The organism is Candidatus Saccharimonadales bacterium (genome assembly GCA_036397795.1).
Lineage (GTDB): Bacteria > Patescibacteriota > Saccharimonadia > Saccharimonadales > DASWIF01 > DASWIF01.
In genome coordinates, this window is record DASWIF010000012.1 from 19,059 (window position 1) to 46,031 (window position 26,973).

Below are 26,973 nucleotides of genomic sequence, written 5' to 3' on the forward strand. Positions count from 1 at the left end.
TTAAGTGGCTCTTACCCGCCTTCAGGGTCAGTTTCCTGCTCGTTTAATACTTAGGTTATTGCGGCCCCGATCGTCAATCGCTATCAGTTTAACCCGGACTTTATCGCCCTCTTTCAGCTCGTCCTCCACTCGCTCTACTCGATGATCGGCGATTTCCGAGATATGAACCATGCCATCTTTACCGGGGAGAAACTCGACAAATGCGCCGAAATCCATCAGTTTAACTACTGTGCCGTCGTAGACTTTGCCAATCTCTGGCTTAGCGGTCAGGTTTTTAATCCAATCAATTGCTTTATCGATATCGACTTTGTTCTTGGCGGCTACAAATATCATTCCGTCGTCTTTTATGTCAATTTCGGTACCGGTCTCACCGGTAATTTTCTGGATGGTTTCCCCGCCTTTGCCAATCACTTCCCGTATTTGCTCGACGTCAATCTTTAGGCTTTCTACCCGAGGAGCTTCCGGGTGTAATTCGGCTCGCGGCTCAGCTAGGGTCGATAGCATGTGCTTAAGAATAGCGGCCCGTCCGGTTTTAGCCTGATCAAGAGCCTTAACCATAACGTCCTGGGTAATGCCTTGGATTTTAATATCCATTTGCAGAGCTGTGATACCGTTGGCTGTCCCGGCGACCTTAAAATCCATGTCGCCAGCAAAATCTTCGGTACCTTGGATATCGCTTAGTACAACGAATTTTTTCCCGTCGCTCATCAAACCCATGGCGATGCCAGAAACCGGCGCTTTGATTGGTATCCCGGCATCCATCAAGCTGAGGCAGCCGGAACAAACCGAGGCCATACTGGTTGAGCCGTTGCCGCTTAAGATTTCCGACACCGTCCGGATGGTATAAGGAAAGTCCGCAACATCAGGCACGACCGCTCTTAAGGCTCGTTCCGCCAGTGCGCCATGGCCGATTTCTCGGCGGCCGGGACCGCGCGGACGCTGGATTTCTCCGGTAGAAAAACTCGGCATATTGTAATGATGCAGGAAGTACCTCTCCGTAGCGTTTTCGTCCATCGTGTCCAGAAGCTGTGCGTAGCTGCTCGGCGCCAGGGTGGTGACGTTAAGGGCCTGGGTACTCCCCCTGGTAAACAGGGCCGAACCATGGACCTGGGGCAGCACGCCCACTTCTGAGCTGAGCGGCCGGATTTCATCCGGTTGGCGATTGTCAGGCCGACGGCCATCTTCTAAAATCGCCCGTTTAACCTCGGCTTTAATGGCCAAATCATATGCTTCCAAATATGGAGTTTTATCAGTTTCATCGTCTTTCACTAAAGCCGCCAGCAAGGTCTGCTTAAGCTCGTCTAAGCGTTGGTCGTATTCTAGTTTCTCGCCGCCGCGAATTTTTTCGCCGAGCTTGCCTTTAAGGAACTTATCGACTTCTTCCGTGACGTTCTTTGGTGGCAATGTTAGTTCAAACTCCTTGGCTTTGACTCCCACTTTTTTAACCAGCTCCGACTGCAAGGTCAAGGCCGGTTGAATTGATTTATGGGCAAGCTCCAGGGCCTTTACCACCGTTGGTTCATCGACTTCACTGGCGCCGGCCTCGACCATCATGATAGCCTCTTTGGTACCGGCCACCATCAGATCCAAAGTTGACGACTTCAACTCGCTGGTAGAAGGATACGGCTTGAGCTTGCCGTCGACCAGACCGATTCTAACTCCGGCCACCGGACCGGCAAATGGAGCGCCAGTCAAACTTAAAGCGGCCGAAACGGCAATCATTGCTACCGTATCTGACTTAACTTCCGGATCAAGCGAATAAACGTAGGCCAAGCACTGGACTTCGTTGTGATAGCCCTTGGGAAACAACGGCCGGATTGGCCGGTCAATCAGCCGCGAGACCAAAACCGCCTCATCGGTTGGCCGGCCCTCGCGTTTATTGAAACGGCTGCCGGAAATTTTGCCGGCGGCATACATCTTTTCTTCGTAGTCCACTGACAACGGAAAGTAATCAAACCCAACGGCGGCTTCATCGGCGGCTTGGGCGACACCTAAAACCACAGTCTTGCCATAGGTAACCAGCACAGCGCCGGCGGCTTGAAACGCCAGCCGGCCAGTTTCGAATGTCAATTTTCGGCCGCAAAACTCTGTGTCAATTTTAATAATTTTACCGTTAAAAGGGTTAATGGTCCCTGCCATATGTCTTTCTCCTTATCTTCTTGGACAGCTTGTGGTAATGCTGAGCAGGACAAGATTTATCATCCTATTCGCCATCACCAAGGCTGTCCTTATTTAAAGCTTTATCTAAAGTCCGTTTTTATAAACGGACTTGCTGTAAAGCTCTATCCTCGTATGCCGAGCTTCTGAATCACTTTCTGGTAGGCCGGGCTATCGTTGCTTTTAAGATACTTAAGTAGCCGTTTGCGTTGGCCGACCATTTGCAGCAACCCGCGGCGCGAGTGATTGTCTTTTTTGTGGAGCTTAAGGTGCTCAGTTAGCTGTTGAATTCTGGACGTCAAAATTCCGACCTGCACCTCCGGTGACCCAGTGTCGGTCTTAGTGCGCTGCAACTGCGCGATAACATCGTCTTTGGAGTTCTTCTCCGCCATAATTCGCGGCTAACTGTAGCAGATAAGCGGCTATTATTCAAGGTTCGAAAGGTTGGCCTGAACACCGCCTTTATCCAGTTGCTCAAGCGTAACCGCCGCCGAAATCAAATATTGTCCCACGCTCAAACGTCTAAGCCCGCTAAGATATGCACCGCAACCCAGTTTTTGCCCCAGATCCCGAGCTAATGACCGAATGTAGGTTCCGCTTGAAACGTCGCATTCCAAGGTGATTAATGGATAGGTATAGCTGATGAGCTTGATCGATTTTATTTCCACCATTTTGGTTTTAATAGCCGGTGAGATACCCCGCCGCGCCAGTTTATAAGCCCGTTGGCCGCCGATTTTAACAGCCGAGAAGATCGGCGGCTTTTGCCATTGAGGCCCTAAAAACGCCCTTAAAGCGGTGTCAACGAGAGCTTTATCAGGCTTCTTATCAGATACGGGCTGTTTTTCGCCTTCGGCGTCGTCGGTCTTGGTTGTAAATCCTAATTTTATTTCGGCCCGATAGGTTTTAGGTAGCTTAGCCAGCCGGCCGGCTTGTTTACAGGTCGAACCGACGACCACTAGCAATAAACCGCTAGCTAACGGATCCAGCGTGCCAGCGTGGCCGACTTTTAAGCTTTTACGGCTTAGGCCGCTTTGAGTGGCTATCAGTGATTTGACTTTATTAACAACGTCAAACGAAGTCCAATTCAGAGGTTTGTCGATAAGCAACAGCCCGTCCATAGGCTAAAGTCTAAACCGGATCCGGAATTTATTGAAACTACTTAGCTGGGCAGTTTGAACTCTTCGTTACTGGTCGGAGCGCTGGCTGGCGAGGGTTGGATGTTGCCGCCCTCATCGATCGCTATCTCACCGGTGGTTACGTTGGGTAACGGCGCCGATCCGACAGATTGAAGCGGGTTTCCAGCTGGATTAAACGGTTGAGAGTTAACGGCCGCTTCGACGGCTTTTCGGGCTTCGTCAATATCAACCGGACCGTTGTTGGCGGCTGGCGTGGGTGACGATGCCGGATCCGCAGGCGGCATTAAGGTTGGCGGCATGATCGGTGGCGCCTTAGCCTCCGCCCGTTCGGTTGGCGGCTCTTCGTCTTCGTCCAAGGGTTGCCCCGGATGGCTTAAAATCGTCGAGTTTACGCTTTTTCTTAAATCAGACACCGCCTCTTCGTGGGCTTGTTCGGATGTAGCGTTAAATGTCCCACCCAGTAGCGGATTGTCGTCGACTTCACGCGGACCGTGGCCCTTAGGATGGCTAATTAGAGTAGGTTTATCGTCATGATGATAAGAGTCCATTAAGGGCTTGGCCTGGCGGATTTGGGACGGCGGTGACAGGATCTGATTGGCTGGCGTGGAGGGTAAGTCATTCGTAGACGGTGTCGCCGGTTTTGGTGGTTTAACTGGCGCCGGAGGTTGGGCCCCGGCTAAATCCGATATCTCGCTTTCTAGATCCTGCAGGGTTTTGTCGGGCGGTGGAGGTTCAACCGGAGGCGGAGTGGCCGGTGGTACGCTTGGCAGCGGAGCTTTAGGAGCTTCTGTCTCGTGTTTTATCGATAACTGAGTATCGTCCTTTGGCGGGGGCGGTGCTGGTGATTCTAGCCGGACGTTAATATTGCTGGAAATAAGCTGTTGGTTTGCGCCGGCAGCCATCAACTGGGCGGCCATGGTCATTACTTTTGGTGAAGTCTTGCCGTTACTAAAGTGATCTGTCGCCGCTACGATACCAGTCATGAAAGCGGTACTTATCTGCTCGTCTAATAGCCCGCTCCCAAACGATTCACTGATACTTACGAGCATTTCGCATAACGAACTGGCGGCCGGATCTTGCCAGTCAATGACACCAAGATCGCTGGTTTTACTGCCACAATTGATGGTGATGACCGTCGCGTCGTGCAGAATTCGGCCGTGGGCTTTGATGGCGTTATCAAGGTCGTCTCTTTTTCCTACGCCCAGGGCAACGACGGTATCGACGTTGAAATCGCCTTCAGAAAAACTCAAATCTTCTTTTGATAGGGCTGTCTTATAGGGCGTGATGAAGATCTTGACGACATCATCTTCTACTTTATAACGCAGTTTGTCAGCTTTATTCTTGTCCAGGGCAATAATAAAATCCCGCAGAGAGGATACGTCCTTGGCGATTCTTTGATTGGGCTGCAGGAACTGGATGGCGGGCGGTATGACGCCGCTAAAAACAGCGCTAGCGTGTTTGTCGAGCTTACCCAGCAGCAACGAAAACCCAATCAGCGCCGACAAATCATCAACCGACGGATTGGTGCTAACTGTGACCAGTACGTTGATTGAGCTTTTGAGACGCTCGACCGCTAGTTGCTTGCTGTTTTGCTCCATGGTTTTACTTTAATGCCGGCTTTTTAAGTTTCCCGCGGTTTTGGCTGCTAGACAATGGGCTCCAACGGGCATGCCCGTCGATTTGGGGGAAATTAAGCTGAGACATCAGTTTCCTTTTTTGTTTTTTAGGGATTTACAGAGGAAACACTAGCACAAAAACAGATAGGGGTCAAGAGGTACGACGGCTGGCCGCAAGGTTTAGGCCTGCCTAGGCCGCCTGGCCCAACAGCGGCCGAATTAGCCGTTAAGTTCTTTACTGGCTCTGGTTATTGCGATATAGTTGGCACTCGAGCTCACCCCATAAGGAGTTAGGACAAAATTTATGCCTATTATTAGGTCGGCCGCTAAAAGAGCCAGGCAGACCAAAATCAGAACCGCCCGCAATAATATTGTGAAACGACAGTTAAAAGACGCCACCCGGGCGTTTGAGGCCGTCATTGCCGAAAAAAAAGCCGCTAAAATCAGCGATAGTTTATCCAATATTCAGAGTGCCGTTGACACGGCGGCCAAAAAACGCGTTATCAGCCGGAGCCGGGCCAGTCGGATCAAGGCCCGTTATGCTGCAATGGCTAAGACAGCTGGCGGTAAAAACCCAGTAAAATCGCCTAAAAAAGTTGCTGCAAAAAAACCAGCCGCTAAAAAGCCGGTCAAAAAAGCCAAGAAACCCTAAGACATAATCTTCCGGACGATCCGATCAATTAACAGTTTGACTCGTTGGTCGGCGTCCAACCCCCGGTATTTCATGTCGTAGTCGGCCTCTAAAATCAATTCGATCAAGTACTTGATCGATCCCAGCGTCAACCGCCTGACCAGTCGGCGGGTTTTATCGACCACAAACGGCGCTAAACCGGCCTTGGCTGACAGTTGGGCGGTGTTTAGCGCGTAGTTTGCCCGGACAATTAACATATTATGCATTTGCCAGCTGAGCAGACCAAGGAATTGATGGGGCTCTATCTCCGCTCGTCTTAGCTGTGAATAAAGTTGGTGCGCCCGTTGGCCGTGGCCAGCCACTACAGCGTCGAGTAAATCAAAGACCGTATCTCTTGGCGTCTCTTCGACCAATAGCGCGACGTTCTGTTTAGTTATCTCCGGGTTAAAGCTGATGAGTTTGTCTAGATCCTGGCTCAGACGCCATTGATCCGTACCTGCCCGCGCGATTAATAACTCAGCGGCCGATTGGTTTATGGTCGCACTCTCGCTTTTTGCGTAGTCTTTCAGCCAATTGACCAGCAGAGCTGGTGTCAAGTGCGGGAAGTCTTTAACTGTCATCCGCCGACTCAGAGACTTAAACCACTTGGTTCGTTTGTCCGGCTGAGACTCTACGGCGTAAAAATCGGTCATCGGTGCGACTTTGTCGGCGTAGTTTACTAACTCTTCTGCCAACGATTTGTTAGCGCCGAGATCTTTGATTACAACCAGCTTGTGGTCACTGAATAATGACGAGTTTTGCAGCAGCATTGGCAAATCCTCCAGACCCAGGTCTTCGGCTAGCCTGATTTCCAGCGTGGCGGCCGGATGGTCTTTAATAATATCGCGCTGTACTTGGTCTAAAAATGTCTTAATTGCGTAGCCGTTTTCACCTGTTAACAACGTGTTCATGGCCGCCAGCTCCGCGGAACTGGCTGACAGACGGGACAGTAATGCGTACCCCGTCCGGCAACCCTGGTTTTAACTATCGTGCCGCCGCAAACCCGGCAATCTTGGCCCTCCCGCCGAAAAACCCTGGCAATTAGCAAGTAGTCACCTCTGGCGCCATCGGCGTTGACATAAGTGGTAAAACTCGTGCCGCCGCGATCTACACCGTCTTTTAATACTCTAATAATTGACTCGAACAGACTATTAACCTGTTTTCTGGGCAGGCTACTGGCTTTGCGGGCCGGGTGGATCATGGCCATATGCAGCGCCTCGTCGGCGTAAATATTACCGATACCGGCCACGATTTTTTGATCCAGCAAAACAGCCTTAACCGGTGTTATCCTATTCTTTATCTTGTCCCAGAAATATTGTCGGGTAAAAGAGTCGCTGTCGTGCTCCGGACCAACCGTGGACAAAAATTCATCGCTGTGTACAGCTTTAGTTGGCAACAACTTTATCCAACCGAACTTACGTTGATCGTTAAAGTAAATTTTGGCCCCATCTTCCAGTTGGAACACGGCCCGAGTTGTGTTGTCTGGCAATTTTGACTTTAAACCCATGCTGGCAGTTGGGTGTCCGCCGGAAAACCGGTCCTCGCTCGGCTGATCGATAATAATTTGTCCGGTCATTTTGAGGTGAAACAGCAGGCTGTATTGACTCGATAAATCCCAAATCATGACTTTAGCTCGACGCCAAATTGAACTAATTTTGTATCCAGCAATTACCTCTGTAATTAAGGCTTTTTCAAACTGAATTGAACGTTTTTCCAGCACTTTTAAACTGACTATCTCCCGATCGATTACGCGTCGTCTTAAGCCCCTGACTATGGTCTCAACTTCCGGCAGCTCCGGCATGTGCTCGTTAGACTCCTTTTAATCTAACTATTGTATGGCATTACTTAGATTTTACTGGCACTTTAGTTACGGTGTGTGCGTACTTAGAGGGCTTAAAGATATCACCCCGTCCTGGGCAAAGTATCTAGGAATTTTTCATATTTGTCGTGATCGGCAAAGATACCTACGATGCCGAGCGTCTTATTAGGGCCGTCGATAAAAAACACTATTCTATACTTATCAACTCTTCTGCTGAAACCCTCACCCTTCATATGCTGGCGGATATTTGATGTTCGAAACCTGATGGGAACCCCTTCCTTTTTAGTACGCTGCTTGACCTGCTTAGAGTGATTCATAGGGTCCGCCGATAAAATTTTTATTATTCGCACTATGTCATCTGCCAGTAGTCCATCGCTTCCACTTACGACTTTAATTTCTTTTGCTAATCGATTACTGTCATCTGCCAGTATGAAGCCTTTTCCTGGACTATTGACGAAATATTTCACATATAATTGTTTCTCTACATGCTCATGCTCGCCTCGCTCGGTTGGTATTACGTCTTCCGCCCTCACGACCTTACGCTGAATAGTAGATGGTGGTTTTTTATGCGAATCAGGAATTCCTTTTTGGCCAAATACGCGCCGATATAACCTGTCGACAGCGTCCTCGAAATCATCAAACGTGGGCATCAGCATTTCTTTTCTTATATAAGGTGTGAGGGCTTTATCAAGTTGGGTCTTTAAGGTACTAATTCTAGCCTTCATATAGTCGCTGTAATCCTGCTTCATACTTGGTGGCCAATCAGCAAAGCCGCGAACAACATCGCCGATAATTAACTTCTTTGCCGGTTCGCCCTCGATCCTATCAAAAATGTAGTTGAACGCTGGATCCTCGTAGATTAGCTTTGTGATAAATTCTTCTGCAATGGCGTAGCCGTTGCTGGCTCGTTCTTGCATTGATGCAACCGCCATAGACACTACCGAATCTGGGCCGTTTAGATAGTGTTCAGTCGCTAAAAGACTGATCAGGGTTCTAACAGGACTAGAAACTTCACCTGATCCAGGTTGTAATATTATGTCTTCGATGAAACGAGCAGGATTTTCAAGAACTTGAGTATTATCCCATAGCGACTGAAATATACTTATCTCGTTTTTACTCATCTTTTTACATGTCGGGAAAATTGATTTTTGAAAACTAGCTATTTCTGACTCAAAACTTCTGGTAGCAAGACCTCTATTGATGAGGCTATCCTGAAAGAGGCCAAGTCGTTTGCCTTCAATCCTGTTAAAGTGGTCCTTAAACTGTGTGCGTGCCGTATTTATTAGGGAAATTATGTTGCGTTCTTGATCGCCTGCTAGTTCGAGCGCAAATTCTTTTTTGGAAGCAAATATGCGGGTCGACATAATGGCGGTCTGCACGAAGAGCGGGTATAACTCCTTTGTCTGGGCAAAATTAATACGTCTTTGTGATCTGTTGTTTTGCCAATATGCTTTTTGTTCGGCAATCATTCCTTCCATAAGATCAGATATATTATCGTCGTTTATAAGAACGGTTGTCAGCGTAACATATGTAGCCAAGGCATCGGCATAATTGGCCAGCTCTTTCTCGATTGGTCGAATTATCCCTTCTAAGCCAGGATCATCTAGCGATTCTGATCCATACTCACCGACAGCAGTTAAACCCACAAACCGGCGCAGGCGATTAGTAAACTGAGGTCGTATTTGTTCTGGCATGAGAAACCTGTGTTAGTTGAATGTTAGATTATACAATATATCGGTAATAAAGTCGAACATCCGACCCGGCTTATGCTTGTGCTGATGTCAGTTTGTCAGTACTATCCCTTTAAATGGCATTGGGTCACGAGCGTTTAACCACACAAAGCGATGTTGAGTATCCCTCCGGAGAAGATTTTAGGTCACCAATAGGCTTAGAGGCGGGTTTGGAGCAAATTTATTATCGCGAAGAAGAATATGTAGCGATGCATAAGTTCTTTTGGAGAAAAGCCCGCCAGGACGATCCTGACGCCGTGCTGGTCGAGGGATTAGATAAACGTTTTGGCCAGTTTGAACCACATCCCGGGTCCTGGAAAGCGGCGGAGGCTTTGGCAAGAAATTCAATATCTAATCTTGATCGGTCTTCTGGTCACAGCAATCCGTTATTAGAAGTATGTAATAGAAATGTCAGAAGGCTAGGTTTAATGAAACTCCTTGATGAGGCTAGTGTAGTCATCGCGACAAATCATCAAAGTTTGTTTAACCCTGGAGAAATTATCTACGGGATATCAGTCGCGTTTAAGGAGATTTATAACTACGACATCCGGCCTAAGACATATATGCTGATCGGCCCGACAATATCGACCTCGATGTTCAGGATGCCAGCGGGAGTAGAAGACATTTACATGCCGTCTCAGATAAATACCTACTGCAATTGGATTCTGACAGTGCCAGACACCAAAACGAGTAGAGTTAGCCAAGCACCCAGACTAACAAGAGAGATTAATCTCAATGCCGCCAAAATAGTGCGTGATCTTAAGGCCGAGCCCGGCAATATCATAATAGTTGCCCCCTCCGGCCGTAGAGATACAAAACACGGAATTTACGCAGAGACGCCTAGTGCCGGCAGTTACAAGCTAGTGTCGCCTTCAAAAACCTGCGTGGTAATACCGGTCGCCGTCGCTGATCGGGGTATTGAAGCCGGGGCCAAAAAAGGTAGTCCCGTTCCGGTTGGGATCGCTTTCGGCAATGTATATCATTCGACCGGCCTAGATACAAAAAATCTAGAACTTGCAAAACATATCGTCGACACCACACTATACGGGCAACTAGTGCCGCAAGCTGTGCGTTTTCGTTAAGGCTAATGCCCTAGCAATCTATTGAGCTCAACCTTCAACCGCTCTAGGTTGTGGTAGAGCAAGCCATTCATGCCAACGGCCTCGGCGCCAGCGATGTTTCGTTCGATATCATCAATAAAAACCGTTTCTTCGGCTTTGACGTTAAGGTTCTCTAGCAGCAGCTGATAAATCCGTGGATCCGGCTTAATAATCCCGACTTTGGACGAAATAATGATGGCGTCAAAGACCGAATCCAAGTTGGTTTTATCAAAAATCGGCTCGAGAAACTCGTGGTGGGCATTGGTAATAAGGCCGGTTTTATATTTGTTATGAAGTTCTTGGACAAATGCCAGGATAGCTGGGTTGATCTGTTCCTCGGCGTACATGGCTTTGACCTCTTCGAAGGATTTGTTGGATTTATCAGCCACTACCTGAACGAAGTCCTGCCAGTGAATCTTGCCCAAGTTAACCTTGTTAGCGACGCTCAAAAATTCCGACGTTACATCCTTATCGGCATCGACAAACTCCCAGTACTCATCCGAGCTAACCACCCCAAAGTAATCAAATATGATGGCTTTGACCATTTAATTTAAGTATACCCTCTTCTTTACTCGGACCGAGAATAGACTTTCAATTCTACTAAATATGATTTAAATTAGATTTAAATCATATTTAGTAGAAGGAGTAACTATGGGTACTAAAAGTCGAGAATTATGGCTGGAACGTTCGCTCCAGAAAAATAATACCGGCAGCTACAGCGTTAGTCTGCCAGTTGATCTCATCCGGGCCTTAAACTGGCAAAAAGGCCAACGTGTTCGATTAGCTAAAAAAGGCAGCGCCCTTGTCATTAAAGACGTCCCCTAATTAATCTCCACTAGATCTATGACCTGATCAACTGAGTCAACATGATACGTGAATGAAACACTTTCAAAGATGTGGCTATGCTTTTCGCCACCCACAATTATAAGTTTGGGGTTCGACTTCGGGTTTTGTAGCTGGGATAGCAGAAATGCGCCCATCTCAACATAGGTACCTCTCATGCCGGAATCTGAAAGCAGTATAAATATTTCGGCATTGGATGCTGACAACAATGCCTTCCTAACGAATTGATAATAATCCCGGTGCGCGCCCTTGTTCTGGATCCTATTTGTAATAACTTCATCAAACCACTTAAAAGTCACGGAGTGTTTTTCTTGCTCAAGTTTATCCGCTAAGTAACATGCGTCGTCTGCTCGCTTGGTTCTGGCGGCAATATATACCTTCATTTGTCTTTATAGCTTCTGACGATTATGGGCTTCGTTGAATGTGACGTTAGTCACAGAATGAGCGGCGAGGCTCGGTTTGCTTGCAAACTCGGCATTGCCGACCGAGCGATGAGAAACCCGAACCTCTAGGGTGCCATTTGGGGAGAGGTTGGGGTGTCTCATACCTAAAGTTCACCCCAGTTTTGGCCGATCGTTACATCCACATCAAGCGACACCGGCAGCTTATAAACTCCCTCCATAATCTCTTTCATCTCTTTGGCTACTTTTTTGGCTTTCCAATCAGGGGCTTCTACCAGGATCGAGTCATGAATTTGAAGTAACTGGTCGGCTTCGGACGCCAGTTCGGCCTCGATCTTGATCATGGCCAGCTTGGTTATGTCAGCGGCCGTGCCCTGGATTGGCATGTTAACCGCTTGCCGGTAGGCCGCCTCGCGAACCACGAAATTTGATGAATTTACGTCCGGTGTCGGCCGCCGACGGCCAAACATCGTTTCGACATAGCCCTTGTCCTTGGCCATGCTTTTGGTCTTATCAATAAAATCCAACAGCGGTTGCCTCAGCTCAAAGTAACGTTCTATAAACTCCTTGGCGGCTTCGTGAGTCATGCCGGTGGCTTGGCTCAGTCCGTGCGGGCTCATGCCGTAAAGTACTCCAAAATTAATGACTTTGGCGTCGCGGCGCTGATTTTTAGTGACGTCGTCCATGGCCACGCCATAGACTTGAGCGGCCGTTCTAGTATGAATATCGAGACCATTATTGAAAGCTTCGATCAGATCATCGTCACCGGCTAAAACAGCGGCAATACGAAGCTCGATTTGCGAGTAATCGGCGCTGATAAATACATTGCCCTTGGCCGCTACAAAGGCCTCGCGGATGCGTCGTCCCAGATCAGTCCGGACCGGTATGTTTTGCAGGTTCGGCTCGGAGCTTGATAGACGACCGGTCGGCGCCACCACCAATGAAAAGTCCGTGTGCAAGCGGCCGGCATCGTCGACTAGCCCGGGTAAAGCGTCGACATACGTGCTCTTGAGTTTAGCGCACTCCCGATAATCAGTTATTAGATTAATAATTGGGTGTAGCCCCCTTAATTTATCAAGCTCGCGGGCGGCCGTGGAATAACCGGTTTTGCCTTTTTTAACACCTGTAGTGGGCAATTTTAGACCATCAAATAATATGTCTGCCAGTTGGCCAGGGCTAGCAATGTTAAACTCCCGGTTGGCATGGCCGTAAATTTGCTGTTCGATATCAGATATTTGCTCTTCAAGCTCGCCCGACATTTTCTTAAGGTAGCCGCTATTAAGCTGTATACCGCGGTGCTCCATTATCGCCAGTACGGGAATAACCGGAAATTCGATCTTATGAGCCATATCCGCCAGCTTGGGAATAGTTTTTAACCCTTTATGCTGCAAATCATATAAACCCCAGATGCTGGCGGTGATTTTTGGCGCTGCGGCTTGGATGTCCATCGGCGGCACGTTTTCTAGTTCCTGCCCCTCATAGCCGAGTTCTGACTGAGCTAAGTCAGTCAAGCTGAGGTCGCGCGTCAGTGAATTAAGCAAAAAGGCGCCAACCTGTACGTCGTGGCCGACCGGCCGGGCCTCAATGCCAAGATGTAACAAAGCTTTGAGACTGTTTTTAATGTTGTGCCCGATTTTGTCGGTTTTTTTGTCTTTGAGTAAGCTGCCCAGTTTGGCCTTGACGCTTTCTGCCTCCAGCTGTCCGGTCAAATCGATCACCACGCAGCGGTTAGGAGTGTCGCTAAGAATAATGTGCGACAAATCGCTAAAGTGCGCGCCGACGGTACGAGTGTGCAGAACCAACTTGTCAGTTGGTTGAAGCTTAAGGTTCTTTAAGTCCGCTGCCGTATAAATCAATTCTACTTTGGCCGCCGGTTTGAAGTCCCCGCTTTGAGCTACTTTTTCAAGTTCGGCTTGGGTTTGTTGCATGTCTTGAGGCAGCTGTCGGATAAGAGTTCTAAATTCGAGCTCGCGCAAAAGCGCGCTTAGCGTATTGGTGTCTAAGTTCTTGATATCCGCCGTCTTTAAGTTGAGTCTTACCGGCACATCTTCGTCTAAAATCACCAGCTCCCTGGTCAAAAACGCCATGTCCTTGCCAGCTTCTAATTTAGATTTAAGCGACCCTTTAATCTTGTCCAGATTATGATAGACGCCGTCAAGCGAACGGTAATCGTGGATTAATTTGACCGCCGTTTTGTCGCCAACCCCCGAGACCCCAGGTATGTTGTCCGATGGGTCACCCTTTAAAGCTTTGTAATCGACAAACTGCTGCGGGGTCAGGTCGTAGACCTCTTTTAGGCGCTCCTCGTCAATTACGTCAACATTCGTCAAGCCCTTTTTCAGAAGAGCGACGTTAGTATGGCCGTTGACTAGCTGCAATACGTCGTGGTCACTAGTTATAAGCAGCGTATCGACTTTATGTTGGTGCGCCTGTTTAGCCAGCGTAGCCATGATGTCATCGGCCTCGTGGTCGTCGATCTCGAATAACGGCCAGCCAAAGGCTCCGAGCAGCTCGTGCAAAATTGGCACTTGTTCATAGAAATCCGGTGGAGCCGGCTTACGGTTAGCCTTGTACTGAGGATATATTTCAGTCCGGCGGCGAATATTAGTCTTGGGCTTATCCCAGGCCACCGCTACGTAATCTGGCTTGAATTTTTTTATAACCTCCAAAGCCATAACGGCAAAACCATAAACTCCGCCGGTCGGCTTACCGTCTTTTGTCGCCAAGTTTGGCATGGCGTAATAGCCGCGGTAAAAAACGCTCTTGCCGTCGATTACGACTAGTCTTTTTGTTCCAGACATGGGTTAATTATACCCTCTGAACAACTATATTAATTGAGATATACTCTTTATTGATATGAAACAAAACCTAGTGCTCGCTATCGTCGGTATGCCAGGCAGCGGTAAAGGCAGCGTGGTGGCCTACCTGGAGAGACGCGGCTGGCCGTCTGTCAGGTTTGGCGCGATTGTCTACGACGAGATTAAACGTCGCGGACTCGATATCGTGAAAGATGAAAAGGCCGTCAATAAAGACTTGCGAGACAAAGAAGGGCCGTTGGTACTGGCAAAGCGGGTAGCCAAACGGGTTGAGGCGCTTTTGGCCGTAAACCATCGAGTCGTAGTGCTGGATGGACTCTACAGCTGGTCGGAGTTAAAGTATTTTCAGAAAAAACATAGTCAAAGACTAGTGGTCATAGCCGTCGTGGCTAATCGACAAATAAGATATGAACGCGCGTCGGCTCGACGCGATGGAGAACGGATATATACCCCGGCAGATGTAATGGCCCGCGATATCCACGAAATTGAAAACCTCGAAAAGGGCGGTCCAATAGTTTACGCCGATTATTACATTCAAAATAACTCCAGTCTTTCAAGCTTGGAGAGACAAATAAAAAACGTGCTTAAAGATTTGGGGCTATCTACTTGATATAGTCGTACAGTTTTTTGGCGTCTTTATGCTTGCGCAGTTTGGCTAGGGCTTTGGCTTCAATTTGGCGGATACGTTCGCGCGTGACGTCAAATTCACGGCCGACTTCTTCAAGCGTGTGGCTTTTGCCGTCTTCTAAGCCAAACCTCATCTTAAGAATCTTCTGCTCCCGCTCGCCGAGGATGTCTAAAATGTCCTGGACGTGCTCTTTTAATAACTGGGTGGTGGCCGATTCGTCCGGCGTTGGCGTGTCCTCATCTTCGATAAAATCGCCCAGAACCGACTCGTCCTCGTCGTCGCGCACGCTGGCGTCGAGTGACGATATATCCTGCTTGATCTTCATTATGTGTTCGACTTTGTCGACTTCAATTTCCATCTCCTGGGCAATCTCCTCATAGGACGGCTCGCGGTTTAGTTCCTGGGTTAGACGCCGCTGTGTTCGAAGTAGTTTATTGATAGTCTCGACCATGTGAACAGGGATTCTAATCGTCCTGGCCTGGTCGGCGATGGCCCGGGTGATAGCCTGGCGAATCCACCAGGTGGCGTAAGTCGAGAACTTAAAACCTTTGTCCGGGTCAAATTTTTCAACGGCGCGCAGAAGCCCGGTGTTGCCTTCTTGAATCAGATCTAACAGATCCAAGCCCCGCCCGACATAACGCTTGGCGATCGATACCACCAGCCTCATATTAGCTTCGGCCATTTCGTCCTTGGCTTTAATTTCGCCGGCTTTTACCCGTTGGGCAATTGCCAGCTCCTGCACAGGTGTCAGCAACGGGATCTTGCCGATTTCACGCAAGTAAAGACGTACTGAGTCGTCGGCGATATCGTCAAGGTAGGCGCTATGTTTGGCCTTTTCCAGCGCTTCATTGTCTGCCAGGTCGTCTTCTTCATCACTGAGGATCTCAACCCCTTCATCTACAAGTTCCGAGTGGAGGGCGTCGAGCAAATCAACGTTTTCCTCAGTGTCAGGAATTTTATCGAAGACTTCTTTTTGGGTAATAAAACCTTGCTTCTTGGCTTTTTGGGTAAGCTCGTCCTTGATTACCGCCAATTGGTCAGTATCAGAGTCGGACACCTTTTTCTTACGTGGAGCCACTAGCCCTCCTTCTTGAGAGACTTGCTAACAATCTTAAGTAGTTCTTGATGCGATTTTTCATCGGCCGAATCCAAAGCCTCACGCATCCGGTGTGCTATTTCAGCCGTTTGTTTTTTCTTAGTTTCTTTGGCGATACGGCGAGCGGTTTCCATGGCGTCGGCCAATCTGGCTGAGCTGGAGCTCGATCCGTAAAAGTCTTCCGCCCTAAACGTGATTATCTTGACATACTCATCGGCCTCAAGCAAATCATTTTCTTTTATGCCCGGTTGGCTCTTTAGCTGAGCAATAATCTTTTGCTGCTCGGAAAAAATAAAGTCATGCGGGCTTAATTTGCTTAGACAATCGCGGGTCTCCGGATATGCCACCAGCAGACCGATGAATGTATCTATGTAATTAAACGTTCTTGTCTTCGACTCGTTACTAGGTTGCTGGCTTTTTTTCCTGATTGGGCTGTTTCCCGCCGGCCGGCCGATTTTTTCCTTGATTCGGTCTGGCGGAACGTTAATCTTGGCCGATACTACTTGAATATAGTGCTCCGTCTCTACCGGATCGGTAACCCGCCTGATGATTTCTATCAGCTTGTCGCTGAATAGGCGTTTGCCCTGGGCCGTAGAGATGTCAAAAACCGAAGCGTAGTGATCCACCAGCCAATCCATGACATAAACCGAAGCCTCCAGCGCCTTCGGCCAGGCAGCTGGGTCCTTGCTAATTAATTCATCGGGGTCTTTACCGCCAGGCATTGAGACGATTGACAAACTGACACCGACATCCTGGGCAATCGGGATAGCCCGCTCGGTGGCACTTAGGCCGGCTTGATCTTGGTCAAAGGCTAACAGCACATTGGTACTAAGCCGGCTGAGTTGTAGCAGTTGATCTCTTGTCAGGGCCGTACCGGCCGTCGCCACGCAGCGGTAAACGCCGGCCTGGTGCGAGGCGATAACATCTAAATTGCCCTCGACTAATACGGCCGAATCCTGCTCTCGAATGGCCGCTTTAGCCAGGTGGAGACCAAAAATGTGGCGGCCCTTGTCATAAATCAGGGTTTGCGGCGTGTTGATGTATTTAGGAGAATTCGAATCATCGATTAATTGGCGGGCGGTAAATCCGACGGGTTGCCCCTGGCCGTCCATGAGCGGGACCATAATCCGGCCGCGAAACATGTCAAACCAACTGCCCCGCCGATTAACAATCAAACCGGCTTTTTTTACGTCTTCTGGTTTAAATTTTCGTTTTATCAGGAATTTGTACAGCGCCTGGCCTTGGGACGGTGCATAGCCTAGTTTAAAGTCTTTGATGGTCTCCGACTTATAACCGCGCTGTCGCCGCAAATAATTGAGCGCTGAAGGGTTTTTGGCCAAACTGGCATGGTAGTACTTAAGCGCCAACTCGTTAATCTCAATCAAGCGTTTTTTGAGTTTGGCGGTCTCGCCCGACCCCCTTTGGTACTGTGATAAATCTATACCGGCTTTGCGGGCTAATATTTCCATGGCGCCGACAAAGTCAACACCCTCCATCTCCATCACGAATGTAAAGATATCACCGCCCTTATTAGCGCTGAAGTCATGCCAAATTTGCTTATCCGGACTGACCATAAAGCTCGGGGTTTTTTCGTTGCCGAACGGACTTAGTGCTTTGAAGTTTCGGCCGGACCGTTTGAGCTCAAGATAAGTTCCAACCACATCCTCAACGCTCAGACGGCGTTTTATATCGTCTTTGGCATCCATATCACCACTTAGTATAAGGTTGAAAGCTTGTTCTAATAAAGCATATGGGTTTAGCTATAAGTAAGTTATGCAACCAAACCAGGTCTATTTTGACCCCAACGCTACCCAGATAAAGCAGCGTAAAATGATCAAACTAATCATTTCCCTCGCGGTCGCTACCTTTTTAGTGTTGCTACTGGGCTTGTTATTTAGATCGAGCGAGCCATCCCGAGGAGATCTCGGTTTGACACTGGCCCGGCACAACGAATTGGTTAGGGTGATCGACGAATTTGAAGACGAAGCCCAGTCAATTGCTACCAAACAATTGCTGGCCAGAACCAAGTTGGTGTTAATAAGTGGTGCCAACGAACTGATGTCAATTGGCGTGGCGGCGGACGACCAACAGGTTTCGCGCGTCAAAGTATTAGATGCCACTCTGATAGAGGCCGTCGGCAATAACACCTTTGATTCCGCCATCACCGACTTAATTAGGTCGGCGGTGGCTGCCAGTGAGCACGATTTGGCGCTACTTAAAGACCCTTTTAGCAATACTGAAACCAGCCAAACCATAAACAACCTGCTGGCTGATTATGCCCAATTACTTTGATTTGGCCAGTTTGTCTCGCGACGTCTGCGGTAAACCAGCCACGATCAAGCTGTACGAGTGATCGATCAAATCAAATATCTCATTGTTAGTTAGTTGGCCGCTCAAGATAATAGTGTTCCAGTGACGCTTACTCAAATGATAACCGGGCATGACGCTGACGTACCGCTGCCTCAGAGTTTCGGCCAACTGAGGGTCGCATTTCAGGCTTAGTCTGAGCGGCGACGTTTTTTCCGACACCAAGGCAAACATTTTCTCGGCCACTTTATAGACTCCAACGCTTTCGCCGAAAGGGTAATCCAGCCTAGCGCCTGGCTGGCTGAGCAAGTAGTCCTCGACTTGGCGGTGAGTGAGCATCATTTAGCCGAGTATAGCACCGCTTTGCTGGTGTTATGATGTACGTAAGTTATGGAAGTGCTTTTGCTTATACCAGGATTCTTGCTGCTAATAGGCGGGGCTGAGTGGTTGATTCACGGCGCTTCCAAGCTCGCTAAGCGACTGGGAGTCAGCGAACTACTAATCGGCCTGACGGTAGTGGCCTTTGGCACGTCTTTACCCGAGTTGATTATCAACGTTATGGCTGGCAGCCGGGGGGCAAGCGAGCTGGCGATTGCTAATGTCGTGGGTTCGAATATCACCAATACGCTGCTAATTTTGGGTATAGCCGCCTTGATCAAGAATTTAACCGTACACCGATTAGTAGTCAGCCGTGAAATTACTTTTAACGTGTTAGTGTCCGCTATGGTTCTGCTGCTGGCGGCGGACAAGCTTTTTCGCGGCGACGAATCAAGTAGTTTAGACGCCATTGACGGCCTAGTACTAATCTCCTATTTTCTAATTTTTCTGTATTACATTTTCGGCTCGGTTCACTCGCGGCAAAACGCCAGGCATTATGTCCGAGCAGGATTGCAAAGCGATATCCCAAAAGCTTTTCTACTGGTTATTGTTGGCTCGATCGCCGTATCGCTTGGTGGTAAATGGATAATCGACGGCGCGCTAGAAATAGCCGATTGGCTCAACGTCTCCCAAGCCTTAGTCGGAGTAACACTGGTGGCGATTGGCACGTCAATTCCGGAACTGGTCACCTCGCTAGTAGCCATCCGGCAAGAAAAAGTTGATATCGCGATTGGCAATATCATCGGTTCTAACCTCTTTAATATGATGTGGGTATTGGGCTTAAGCGCTTTTTTGAGCGACCTTAAATTCAGTGACGAGCTACTGGCTGACACGGTATTTATGCTCGGTATTTCGATTGTCCTGTTGATTATGCTCACCGTCGGACGGTATAAACATCAGCTATCACGGTTTGAAGGAACCTTGTTAATTACCATGTATGCCGTCTATTTAATAACTACCGTTTGGGAGAGTCAAAATGTCTTTAACTAGTATTTCTTCAGTAGTTTTAGGTAGTATTTGAGTTCCAGAATGCTACCGCGGATATCTTCTAATGCACGGTGCTCGTCTGGTTTTTTAAATTCCAGGTGATGAGCCCCCTGCATCCAGACTTTGAGCGAGGATACGTCCAGCATCCGATAATGCAACAAGTCTTCAATTCTGGGCCACTGGTGTCTGATAAATTGCCGATCCATATGGATTGAATTGCCGGCTAATATAGCTCTTTCTTTGCCAATATGCTTTTTTATTAGCTTGGTTAGGTCGGCCGTGACTTGGCTTTGTGGGCGGCCATCGGTTTTGACTTTGTTAAGTAACCCATTACGCGAGGCTGTGTCATAGACCGTTCCCGCCTTCTTTCTTATTCTCCCGGTCCAGTCATACCAAGGTGAAAGCTTCATTCGATTGAGCACGCGTTGAGGTTGTTTGATGACCGCTTCAAAAGTAGCCAGTTCTCTAAATTTAAAATCTGTGATGATTACTCCGACCTCCAAAACCCTATCATTAACCGGGTCTAGACCGGTCATTTCTAAATCCAACCACAACAGCTGCTGGGGCCACGTCTTTGTCCTGTCCATGGCCTTAATTATAACTGTTCCAGTTGGCTAAGGGTTTTGACCCAATTGGTACGCTCAAGATTCAGCCGATGTATGTTGTCCGGCGCTTTGCGAGTTAGGGCGTCTTTATGCCAGGCACTGACGAGCTCATAGCTAAAGTTAAATTCGAGTTTAGTCAACTTTTGCTGAGTGGCCAGTTTCAGGCAGTTATCTTGAAAAGTCTCGCACTTTTGCCCCAGCTCGAGCCAAGCAGCGAGATTGTCATCGTATATTAAGGAAATCCCCAAATCCAACGCCACACCTCGCATGACCTCGTCCGACCATTCTTGATCAAACATAAAGTTGCCAACCGAGTACATAATGAGTTTGCCCTTATAAACTTCGGTGTTTTGCACCCAGTGCGGATGGCTGGCGATGACCATGTCCGCCCCCCGATCAATCATGCCCCGATAAACCTCTTGTTTAAATTCATCTCCTTTGGGCTGGTACTCGGCTCCCTGCTGCGGCGAGACAATCGTCAAAAACTGCCCGGCATAATTTTTAATAACGTCGAGCTCTTCTTTGGTCGGCAACCGAAAGACATTGTGGTAGCCACATAGCGCCACCGGCAGTTTGGACTCTCGGACTGACTTATCGCTCGCCTCGACCTTAATCGGCAGGCTGGCAATCTCGCAAATATCGTCTCGTACCGAGTTGTCAAAATGTCCGTAGTACTGAACGCCGACGCTCTCGAGGTTGGCCCGGGTCTGATCGAGTCCAGCTACACCGTTGACATTATCGATGTGGTTGTTGGCTAAAGAGACGGCGTTAAACCATTCTTCAAATTCCTCCAAATACTTCGGCTGGCAGTTAAAAATTAGGTCATTTGCCTGGACTTCAAATGGAATCACCTTGTCCGCGACTGGACACTCCAAATGCGCAATCCAGGCGTCGTATTGTTCACGATTAAAGGTATTAAGCCGGCTGAACAAGTAACTGGTTGGGTCGGGTTGGGTCTCAGCGATACGTTCCATCTGCCGGCCCCAAAAAACCTCACCCATAAACAACCAGCGGGCCTTGGCCTGTACCGGAGCCGGTGTGGCGGCGGGAGCCGATTCGTCAGATACCCCTGGATAATAGCTATCATCCAACTGGTTAATCCGCCAACCGGTGAAACCGATAATAATCAGGCCGACAATAATCAGGCCGGCTTTGAGCCATCTTTCACCGTCAGTGACGGCCATAGCTAATTAATCCTTCGCTGGTCGGGGCTTAAAATCCAGCGATAATGAGTTTATACAATACCGTTTGCCGGTCGTATCTTTGGGCCCGTCGTCAAACACGTGGCCTAAGTGGCTGCCGCAAGCGGCGCACTGAACCTCCACCCGGTTCATACCCAGAGAGTCATCTGGCAATAACAACACTGACGTATCGTTCATGACGTTGTCAAAACTCGGCCAACCCGAGCCGGAGTCAAACTTATTGACCGAATTAAACAACTCCGCCCCGCAGGCCGCGCAGGTATACACCCCCGTTTCCTGATTGTGCAACAGCTTTCCGCTACCGGGCGTCTCGGTGCCTTTTTCTCTCAATACGTGGTACTGCTCAGCGGTCAGTTTGGCCTTGAAATCCTGGTCTTTCATACTCAATCAATTATAGCCTTTAAATAAATAACCGGCCCGAATATTTTTGATTGAGCCGGTTATTTAAAAGTCGAGAGTTCTTATTTTTTCTTATCGAGTTTTAGAGCTTTAACACCCCAGTAGGCCACGGCAGCCACCAGTACGAAGTTGATGGCTACGGCCACCAAATTTCCCCATCCCAACGTGGCATCGCTGACGTTGACGGTCTTGGCCGATAAACTGGAGGCGTCAAACAGTATTCCCAGCAGGGGGTTAACGACATCATTTACTAATGAAGCTACTAAGCCCGACACCGCTCCGCCCAAGACAAAACCGACAGCTAGTCCAGCTACGCCCTGATTGCGCACAAAATCCGTAAAACCTTTCATTTATTCCTCCTGCAACTGATTAATTATTGCTTCTAGTTATACCACAGATTATAGGAACCAGCTCATTACGCCGCCCATCAATGCCAGCGCGACGATTGCATCCGCGCCTTGAATAGCGCTGAGCTGCGTATCTTTTCTCGCAAACAAGTTCAAAACGGCCTGAGGCATGGCTGTAAAGATCATGCCGATCAGTGCGCCAAGCAAGGCGCTGTTCCAAAATCCGCCGGTTGAGGTGGCGATCATCAGCGCCTGTAGCAGTGACGCTCCAAACAACGAGAATACGAATGCTCCGAGAAACATCTCGAGCATGCCCTTGCGGTTTTCGGCTTGTTTTTTCGATAGACCGGACAGTTTTTGCCAAGCGTCGCCGGCCACCGACGGCAGATACCAAATCGCTCCCCAAACCATGGCCACCACGGTCGCCACCAACACACCCAAATAATCCACTTCGGCCAAGGCTTCCCCCAGCCACTCGAGATTTGACATCCGATTTATCCCCCGTTAATTGTTTTGATTATACCTAATAAATGCCACTACTTTTCCAGCCGGATTATTCGGGCTGGATTCTGTCGGTCAGTTCTAGGTAGCCGATCTCGGCTTCGCGCAGGATGACTTTACAAAAAATCGCAAAAAAATCATCTTCCTGTAGGCTGCCCGCCAGGAATTGTTTCATTATGCTTTCAACCATTTCGTCAGCTGGCAGCTCCTCCGCCGTGATATCAACCTCGCCAATTACCAGTCCCGCCGTCTCAATAGCCGAGTTTATCTTCTGTTTCATCAACACGATCTCGGCTTGAGGCAAAGCCCCTTTGCTACTAACGGACAAAGGACCGTAGCTACGATCATCCGGGATTTTGGCAACCCGGGAATGGTGATGGATTGTAGTATGGATATTAAACAAGTCTATTATCAAATTTTGCTGCCCGGTGGCGCGCTTAAGAACGTCATTAAAAACATCCACCATATCCTGCAAGCGTTGGGCCTTGGCCATTTCTGGGTGTTCTCCCGGCGACCTATCGATGATTTTCATAACCGCGCGATACCATACCTATAATTGCTCGGTAAATCAAGCTCAAGCGTCTTACATTTTTGCCGGCAGTGGAATATTAAGCAACTTCAGAGCCTGGGCCGTGACATTTAAGACAGCTTTGAGCAGCTTTATCCGGGCCGATCGTTCATTATCCGCCGCGTCCTTAACCGGCACTTCCTCGTAGTAACGGTTCATTTCGCGGCTTAGCTGATAGATAAATTGGGCGATCCTATGCGGTTCCAGCTCTTTGGTTGCCTGCGCTACTACTTCTGGGTACTTGGCCAGGCTAACAAGCAGTGATTTTTCCGCCGACCAGTCGTAGCCGCTAAAATCCGACGGCTGGCCAGCTTTATTGAGAATAGATTGTATCCTGACAGCGGCGTATTGCACGTACGGCCCGCTTTGCCCCTCAAGGTTAATAGACTCTTGAACGTCATAAACTATATCGGCCCCGATGTTTTGTTTCAAAAAAGCGTATTTTATCGCACCGAGGGCGTTTTCAGTCGCCGCCTTGGGCTCGACGGATTTGGTTTTTATGGCCCGTTCTACCTCGTCGAGCAAGGCGACGGCCGTGACCACATTGCCGGTTCGAGACCCCATCTTGCCGCTGGGTAGCTTGACCACGCCGTGGCCGATATGCCGGGTTTTACCGGCCAGACCAGGGTCAATTTGCTCCAGAGCCTTGAGCATAACGGCAAAATAAGCGTTCTGCTCGTTGGCGGTTATGATAATTGACTCGTCGTAGTTAAAATCCTCGGCCTTCATAAACGGCAGGGCTAAGTCCTTAGCTTCATAGGTGGGCAACCCTTGGCTGTTAATAAACACCCGGGTATGCAAATCGTGCGACTCGCCGCGAAAGACCACAGCGCCATCGCTGGTTTCAAACACTGCATGGATATTGGCCCTGACGATTTTAGCGCCGCGTTTGGCGGCGTCGCTTTCCAGGTAGTGCTTCTCAAATCCAACGCCTAATCTCTGATAAACCGAGTCAAAGTATTCAAAGCTCCAGTCCTTAGCGGTTTTATAAATCGATTGTAAATCCGGGTCGGATTGCTCGTAAATCTTTTGGTTTAGCTCTTCGATTTGCGGCCGGACGTCAGCCTCTTTATCATACGCTTTGGCACCGCGGGCGTAAGCCCGGCCCAAAAACTCGGCTCGTTTGGTGGCTTTGACGACATCCAGCGGCTGGCCGTTTAACTCTTGTATGATGCCCCAAATCGCTTTGGCGATATGCAACCCGATATCACCGTGGTAGCTGACCCGGTGGACCCTGGCGCCGCCGGCCTCATATAGCCGGGACAAACTCTCGCCCACGGTATTACTGTAGAGATGCCCGATGTGTAATTCCTTGAACGGGTTCGGATCGGTATGCTCAATAACGATTTCCCGGTTGATATAGGCCTGGTTGTGACCGTAGCTGTCGTTGGTCGCTGGCTCCAGCGTTTGCCCGGCCAGCCAATCGGCCTTGAGCCAAATATTAACGTAGCCGCTCGTCACGTTGGCCCTTGCTACCGCTTCGTGCGATATAGCCGATTTAATTTTTTCGGCCACATCACTCGTCGCTTCACCGGCCGTTTTGGCTAGACCAAACACGGCAATGGCCAAGTCGGCGTCAAATTTTGGATTGGCATCGGCAACGACTACATCAAGGCCAAGAGCTGATTTGACCTGTCCGGCCAGATCGGCCCGTAAACTAGGCAAAGCGTAATCCATTGCTTAAAAGTATATCAGCGAAGCCAGGTCAAATAATCAGGGAGCCGTAAAGTTGGTCACGGCGTCGGCCACTTGGTTTTTAACGTCGTCCCATACGGCGGCTTCGGCCAGGCCGACGATGCTATAGACGCCGCCCGATTTGGTTATCAGCAGCAAGTGCTCGCCCAGGATGTCGGTGCCGTCGTCATTGGTAGCCGTAAAAGAACTGCGGATAAATTCGGTACCGTCGGCTTTCTGACCGCGTTCGGCCATATACTGAGTGTCGTTGAGCCTAATCGTACTGATAACAAACTGGTTCTGACCGCCATTGATTTGAGTCGTGACTTGATCCAGCGTGTTATTGCGATCCGCCTCTGGCAAGTCGTAGAACCCCGAGGCTGACGAACGTTGGCCGTAGGCAAACAGCTCGGCGTTAGGATTATCACCCGGCCCCATAACCGCCCTAAAAGCCTGCCGGTCGTCGCTGCGGTGCCAACCGGCCGGAATCTGAACAGTGTAGCCGGCTGAGGCATCGGTGTATTTGGCCGGATTTGACACAAGATTAAGAATGCCGACCGCTAGCAAAAGATTAGCAATAACCGACAATATCAACCATTGCCTCAGCCCGATTTCCGGCAATTTAGGCACGAATCGTTTAGACGAGGTCTTCTTTACAGTTTTCTTAGTAGTAGTTTTAGCTGCGCGAGCCATCTGCGCTCTCCCATTAGTCGATTCAGCTTAGCACGACTTTGACTTAGGGAGGAAATAATTCATTTTAAAGTCGCTACCCGCCAGTTGCCGAGTAGCTTCAAGGTGGGGTATTCCTTTTTTTAAAGCGTCAGCCTTTAAAGACCAACCATACCGATAACCCAGCCCATAACCAGCAGTGTCACCAGCCAGTTGCCAGCGTTAATCGCGCTGAGTTTCTTGCGCCGCTGCTCAAACAAACTGCCAGAGGCCACGACGGGCAAGACAAAGCCCAGCCACACCCAAAAGCCGCTGACTACGGCCGCTTTTTGGTAAGAGTAATCGGTAAAGAAATTAGCCGACAGGTACGATACGTGCGCCAGCACATAAGCCATTACCAAACCCAGCACAAACATTCCGGCCATGGCCATCGGCGCGTCGGTTTTAGCCCGCTTCTCGTCGACACCGGCCATTTTGATCCAAGCCGTGCCAAACACACTCTTGGCGTACCAGATACTGCCAACCGCCATGCTGGCCACAGCCGCCCAAAAAACCCCCCAGTTGTTAATTACCACGTCCATAAGCTACCCCCTTGTTAATGAGATTATTATATACCCATATGACTCAAGGGAAGTAGACCAGGGATTTAAGATAATGATTAAAGATATTTATTGATTATATAGGCTAGCAAAATGCCACCTATGTAGTTTACGAGGGTACCCAACATAAATTTATACCTTGTCTCTGTATTGCTGAGGCCTTCCTTTTCCTTAGAATCCTGTGGCACGGCAATTGTTTTTGCCGCAAACCAGCCGATAATATAGCCGCCGAATATTTTTAGTTTCTCAAACTCATCAACAGAGGCCGAAAAGTCACCATACCAGACAACATAAGTTACAATTGTTGTGATTGCTATCTCAACTATACCCATAATTCTTGTCACGGGTTTTTTAATTTCTGAATAAAAGGCTGTTATAGAAACCCTCTCCTTGGCCACCTCGATTAGGTGGTCGCTTCTCTTTGAATTTATAGCGATAACGCGAATATATTCCACTATCAAGTAGGTAACAAAGGACCATATTAATAAGAACAAGATGATAATAAGTAAATGGATGAAGGAGTTGCTTGTTAGGGCGCATTTAAAAAGAAGCCCCACGGCGAGAAGGACCCCAACGAAAAACCCCAAATATCCATAGTTGCGCAATGTGGCCATTAGCTCAATCGTAACAATTGACTGCCTCTCAAGCGAGCATAAGAACTTTACTAATACCAAACATAACATCCAGAGGGACCCCACCTTTGTGGGGCGGAAATGTTATGTTTG

General features: G+C 48.8%; 29 protein-coding genes. 6 read left to right on the forward strand and 23 right to left on the reverse strand.

What is annotated here, in order from left to right:
* Positions 1-27 precede the first annotated feature (27 nt).
* The 4 genes from VGA08_00790 to VGA08_00805 form a co-directional block, all read right to left on the reverse strand.
* A complete protein-coding gene (locus VGA08_00790) occupies positions 28-2,139 on the reverse strand; it encodes a polyribonucleotide nucleotidyltransferase (protein ID HEX9679142.1) in 2,112 nt (703 codons plus the stop codon).
* Between the two features lie 143 nt (positions 2,140-2,282).
* Positions 2,283-2,549, reverse strand: coding sequence for a 30S ribosomal protein S15 (gene rpsO, locus VGA08_00795; GenBank protein ID HEX9679143.1), 267 nt, complete (start codon positions 2,547-2,549; stop codon positions 2,283-2,285).
* 33 nt (positions 2,550-2,582) lie between these two features.
* Positions 2,583-3,275: a tRNA pseudouridine(55) synthase TruB gene (truB, locus tag VGA08_00800; protein ID HEX9679144.1), complete on the reverse strand. Its 693-nt coding sequence runs from the start codon at positions 3,273-3,275 to the stop codon at positions 2,583-2,585.
* A gap of 41 nt (positions 3,276-3,316) precedes the next feature.
* Entirely contained in the window at positions 3,317-4,891 is a 1,575-nt protein-coding gene (locus tag VGA08_00805; protein HEX9679145.1) for a hypothetical protein, read from the reverse strand.
* Between the two features lie 322 nt (positions 4,892-5,213).
* Between VGA08_00805 and rpsT the strand changes: the two genes are divergently transcribed.
* Positions 5,214-5,561 carry a 30S ribosomal protein S20 gene (rpsT, locus tag VGA08_00810; protein ID HEX9679146.1) on the forward strand — a complete coding sequence of 116 codons (348 nt, stop codon included), beginning with the start codon at positions 5,214-5,216 and terminating at the stop codon, positions 5,559-5,561.
* On the opposite strand, the gene holA is transcribed toward rpsT, so the two are convergent.
* The 3 genes from holA to VGA08_00825 all read right to left on the reverse strand — a co-directional run bounded on the left by holA (position 5,558) and on the right by VGA08_00825 (position 9,092).
* A complete protein-coding gene (holA, locus tag VGA08_00815; protein ID HEX9679147.1) occupies positions 5,558-6,490 on the reverse strand; it encodes a DNA polymerase III subunit delta in 933 nt (310 codons plus the stop codon). The two genes, rpsT and holA, sit on opposite strands and share 4 nt — an antisense overlap.
* Entirely contained in the window at positions 6,487-7,380 is an 894-nt protein-coding gene (mutM, locus tag VGA08_00820) for a bifunctional DNA-formamidopyrimidine glycosylase/DNA-(apurinic or apyrimidinic site) lyase (protein ID HEX9679148.1), read from the reverse strand. Before mutM ends, holA begins: the two co-directional genes overlap by 4 nt.
* 101 nt (positions 7,381-7,481) lie before the next feature.
* On the reverse strand, positions 7,482-9,092 hold the full coding sequence (locus VGA08_00825) for a hypothetical protein (GenBank protein HEX9679149.1): 1,611 nt from the start codon (positions 9,090-9,092) through the stop codon (positions 7,482-7,484).
* Positions 9,093-9,205: 113 nt separating this feature from the next.
* Between VGA08_00825 and VGA08_00830 the strand changes: the two genes are divergently transcribed.
* Entirely contained in the window at positions 9,206-10,210 is a 1,005-nt protein-coding gene (locus VGA08_00830; protein ID HEX9679150.1) for a hypothetical protein, read from the forward strand.
* A gap of 2 nt (positions 10,211-10,212) precedes the next feature.
* Here VGA08_00830 and VGA08_00835 read toward each other — a convergent pair whose 3' ends face one another.
* Positions 10,213-10,773 carry an HAD family phosphatase gene (locus VGA08_00835; protein ID HEX9679151.1) on the reverse strand — a complete coding sequence of 187 codons (561 nt, stop codon included), beginning with the start codon at positions 10,771-10,773 and terminating at the stop codon, positions 10,213-10,215.
* Positions 10,774-10,879: 106 nt separating this feature from the next.
* On the opposite strand from VGA08_00835, the gene VGA08_00840 reads away from it, so the two are divergent.
* Positions 10,880-11,053 carry an AbrB/MazE/SpoVT family DNA-binding domain-containing protein gene (locus VGA08_00840; protein HEX9679152.1) on the forward strand — a complete coding sequence of 58 codons (174 nt, stop codon included), beginning with the start codon at positions 10,880-10,882 and terminating at the stop codon, positions 11,051-11,053.
* Here VGA08_00840 and VGA08_00845 read toward each other — a convergent pair.
* Both VGA08_00845 and polA read right to left on the reverse strand, forming a co-directional pair.
* Positions 11,050-11,454: a hypothetical protein gene (locus VGA08_00845; GenBank protein HEX9679153.1), complete on the reverse strand. Its 405-nt coding sequence runs from the start codon at positions 11,452-11,454 to the stop codon at positions 11,050-11,052. The two genes, VGA08_00840 and VGA08_00845, sit on opposite strands and share 4 nt — an antisense overlap.
* Before the next feature lie 164 nt (positions 11,455-11,618).
* A complete protein-coding gene (gene polA, locus VGA08_00850) occupies positions 11,619-14,273 on the reverse strand; it encodes a DNA polymerase I (protein ID HEX9679154.1) in 2,655 nt (884 codons plus the stop codon).
* 55 nt (positions 14,274-14,328) lie between these two features.
* On the opposite strand from polA, the gene VGA08_00855 reads away from it, so the two are divergent.
* Positions 14,329-14,898, forward strand: coding sequence for an AAA family ATPase (locus tag VGA08_00855; GenBank protein ID HEX9679155.1), 570 nt, complete (start codon positions 14,329-14,331; stop codon positions 14,896-14,898).
* Here the strand turns inward: VGA08_00855 and rpoD are convergent.
* Positions 14,891-15,994, reverse strand: coding sequence for an RNA polymerase sigma factor RpoD (gene rpoD / locus VGA08_00860; GenBank protein HEX9679156.1), 1,104 nt, complete (start codon positions 15,992-15,994; stop codon positions 14,891-14,893). The two genes, VGA08_00855 and rpoD, sit on opposite strands and share 8 nt — an antisense overlap.
* Complete coding sequence (gene dnaG / locus VGA08_00865; GenBank protein HEX9679157.1) at positions 15,994-17,718, reverse strand: DNA primase; 1,725 nt, start codon at positions 17,716-17,718, stop codon at positions 15,994-15,996. Before dnaG ends, rpoD begins: the two co-directional genes overlap by 1 nt.
* 67 nt (positions 17,719-17,785) lie before the next feature.
* On the opposite strand from dnaG, the gene VGA08_00870 reads away from it, so the two are divergent.
* On the forward strand, positions 17,786-18,304 hold the full coding sequence (locus tag VGA08_00870) for a hypothetical protein (GenBank protein HEX9679158.1): 519 nt from the start codon (positions 17,786-17,788) through the stop codon (positions 18,302-18,304).
* Here VGA08_00870 and VGA08_00875 read toward each other — a convergent pair.
* Positions 18,296-18,661 carry an MmcQ/YjbR family DNA-binding protein gene (locus VGA08_00875; GenBank protein HEX9679159.1) on the reverse strand — a complete coding sequence of 122 codons (366 nt, stop codon included), beginning with the start codon at positions 18,659-18,661 and terminating at the stop codon, positions 18,296-18,298. The two genes, VGA08_00870 and VGA08_00875, sit on opposite strands and share 9 nt — an antisense overlap.
* Positions 18,662-18,709: 48 nt before the next feature.
* On the opposite strand from VGA08_00875, the gene VGA08_00880 reads away from it, so the two are divergent.
* Entirely contained in the window at positions 18,710-19,687 is a 978-nt protein-coding gene (locus VGA08_00880; protein ID HEX9679160.1) for a calcium/sodium antiporter, read from the forward strand.
* On the opposite strand, the gene orn is transcribed toward VGA08_00880, so the two are convergent.
* The 10 genes from orn to VGA08_00930 all read right to left on the reverse strand — a co-directional run bounded on the left by orn (position 19,684) and on the right by VGA08_00930 (position 26,862).
* Entirely contained in the window at positions 19,684-20,271 is a 588-nt protein-coding gene (gene orn, locus VGA08_00885; protein HEX9679161.1) for an oligoribonuclease, read from the reverse strand. The genes VGA08_00880 and orn overlap by 4 nt on opposite strands.
* An 8-nt stretch (positions 20,272-20,279) precedes the next feature.
* Positions 20,280-21,473 carry a CapA family protein gene (locus VGA08_00890; GenBank protein HEX9679162.1) on the reverse strand — a complete coding sequence of 398 codons (1,194 nt, stop codon included), beginning with the start codon at positions 21,471-21,473 and terminating at the stop codon, positions 20,280-20,282.
* A 6-nt stretch (positions 21,474-21,479) separates the two neighbouring features.
* Positions 21,480-21,872 carry a peptide-methionine (R)-S-oxide reductase MsrB gene (msrB, locus tag VGA08_00895; protein ID HEX9679163.1) on the reverse strand — a complete coding sequence of 131 codons (393 nt, stop codon included), beginning with the start codon at positions 21,870-21,872 and terminating at the stop codon, positions 21,480-21,482.
* Between the two features lie 80 nt (positions 21,873-21,952).
* Positions 21,953-22,240, reverse strand: a complete 288-nt coding sequence (locus VGA08_00900; protein HEX9679164.1) for an MscL family protein — start codon at positions 22,238-22,240, stop codon at positions 21,953-21,955.
* A gap of 48 nt (positions 22,241-22,288) precedes the next feature.
* Positions 22,289-22,726, reverse strand: a complete 438-nt coding sequence (locus VGA08_00905) for a DUF1761 domain-containing protein (protein HEX9679165.1) — start codon at positions 22,724-22,726, stop codon at positions 22,289-22,291.
* 64 nt (positions 22,727-22,790) lie between these two features.
* Positions 22,791-23,270 carry a hypothetical protein gene (locus tag VGA08_00910; protein ID HEX9679166.1) on the reverse strand — a complete coding sequence of 160 codons (480 nt, stop codon included), beginning with the start codon at positions 23,268-23,270 and terminating at the stop codon, positions 22,791-22,793.
* Positions 23,271-23,321: 51 nt separating this feature from the next.
* A complete protein-coding gene (gene argS / locus VGA08_00915; protein HEX9679167.1) occupies positions 23,322-24,983 on the reverse strand; it encodes an arginine--tRNA ligase in 1,662 nt (553 codons plus the stop codon).
* Between the two features lie 36 nt (positions 24,984-25,019).
* On the reverse strand, positions 25,020-25,673 hold the full coding sequence (locus VGA08_00920) for a hypothetical protein (protein ID HEX9679168.1): 654 nt from the start codon (positions 25,671-25,673) through the stop codon (positions 25,020-25,022).
* A gap of 134 nt (positions 25,674-25,807) precedes the next feature.
* Positions 25,808-26,230 carry a DUF1761 domain-containing protein gene (locus VGA08_00925; protein ID HEX9679169.1) on the reverse strand — a complete coding sequence of 141 codons (423 nt, stop codon included), beginning with the start codon at positions 26,228-26,230 and terminating at the stop codon, positions 25,808-25,810.
* A gap of 77 nt (positions 26,231-26,307) precedes the next feature.
* Positions 26,308-26,862: a hypothetical protein gene (locus tag VGA08_00930; protein ID HEX9679170.1), complete on the reverse strand. Its 555-nt coding sequence runs from the start codon at positions 26,860-26,862 to the stop codon at positions 26,308-26,310.
* Positions 26,863-26,973 lie beyond the last annotated feature (111 nt).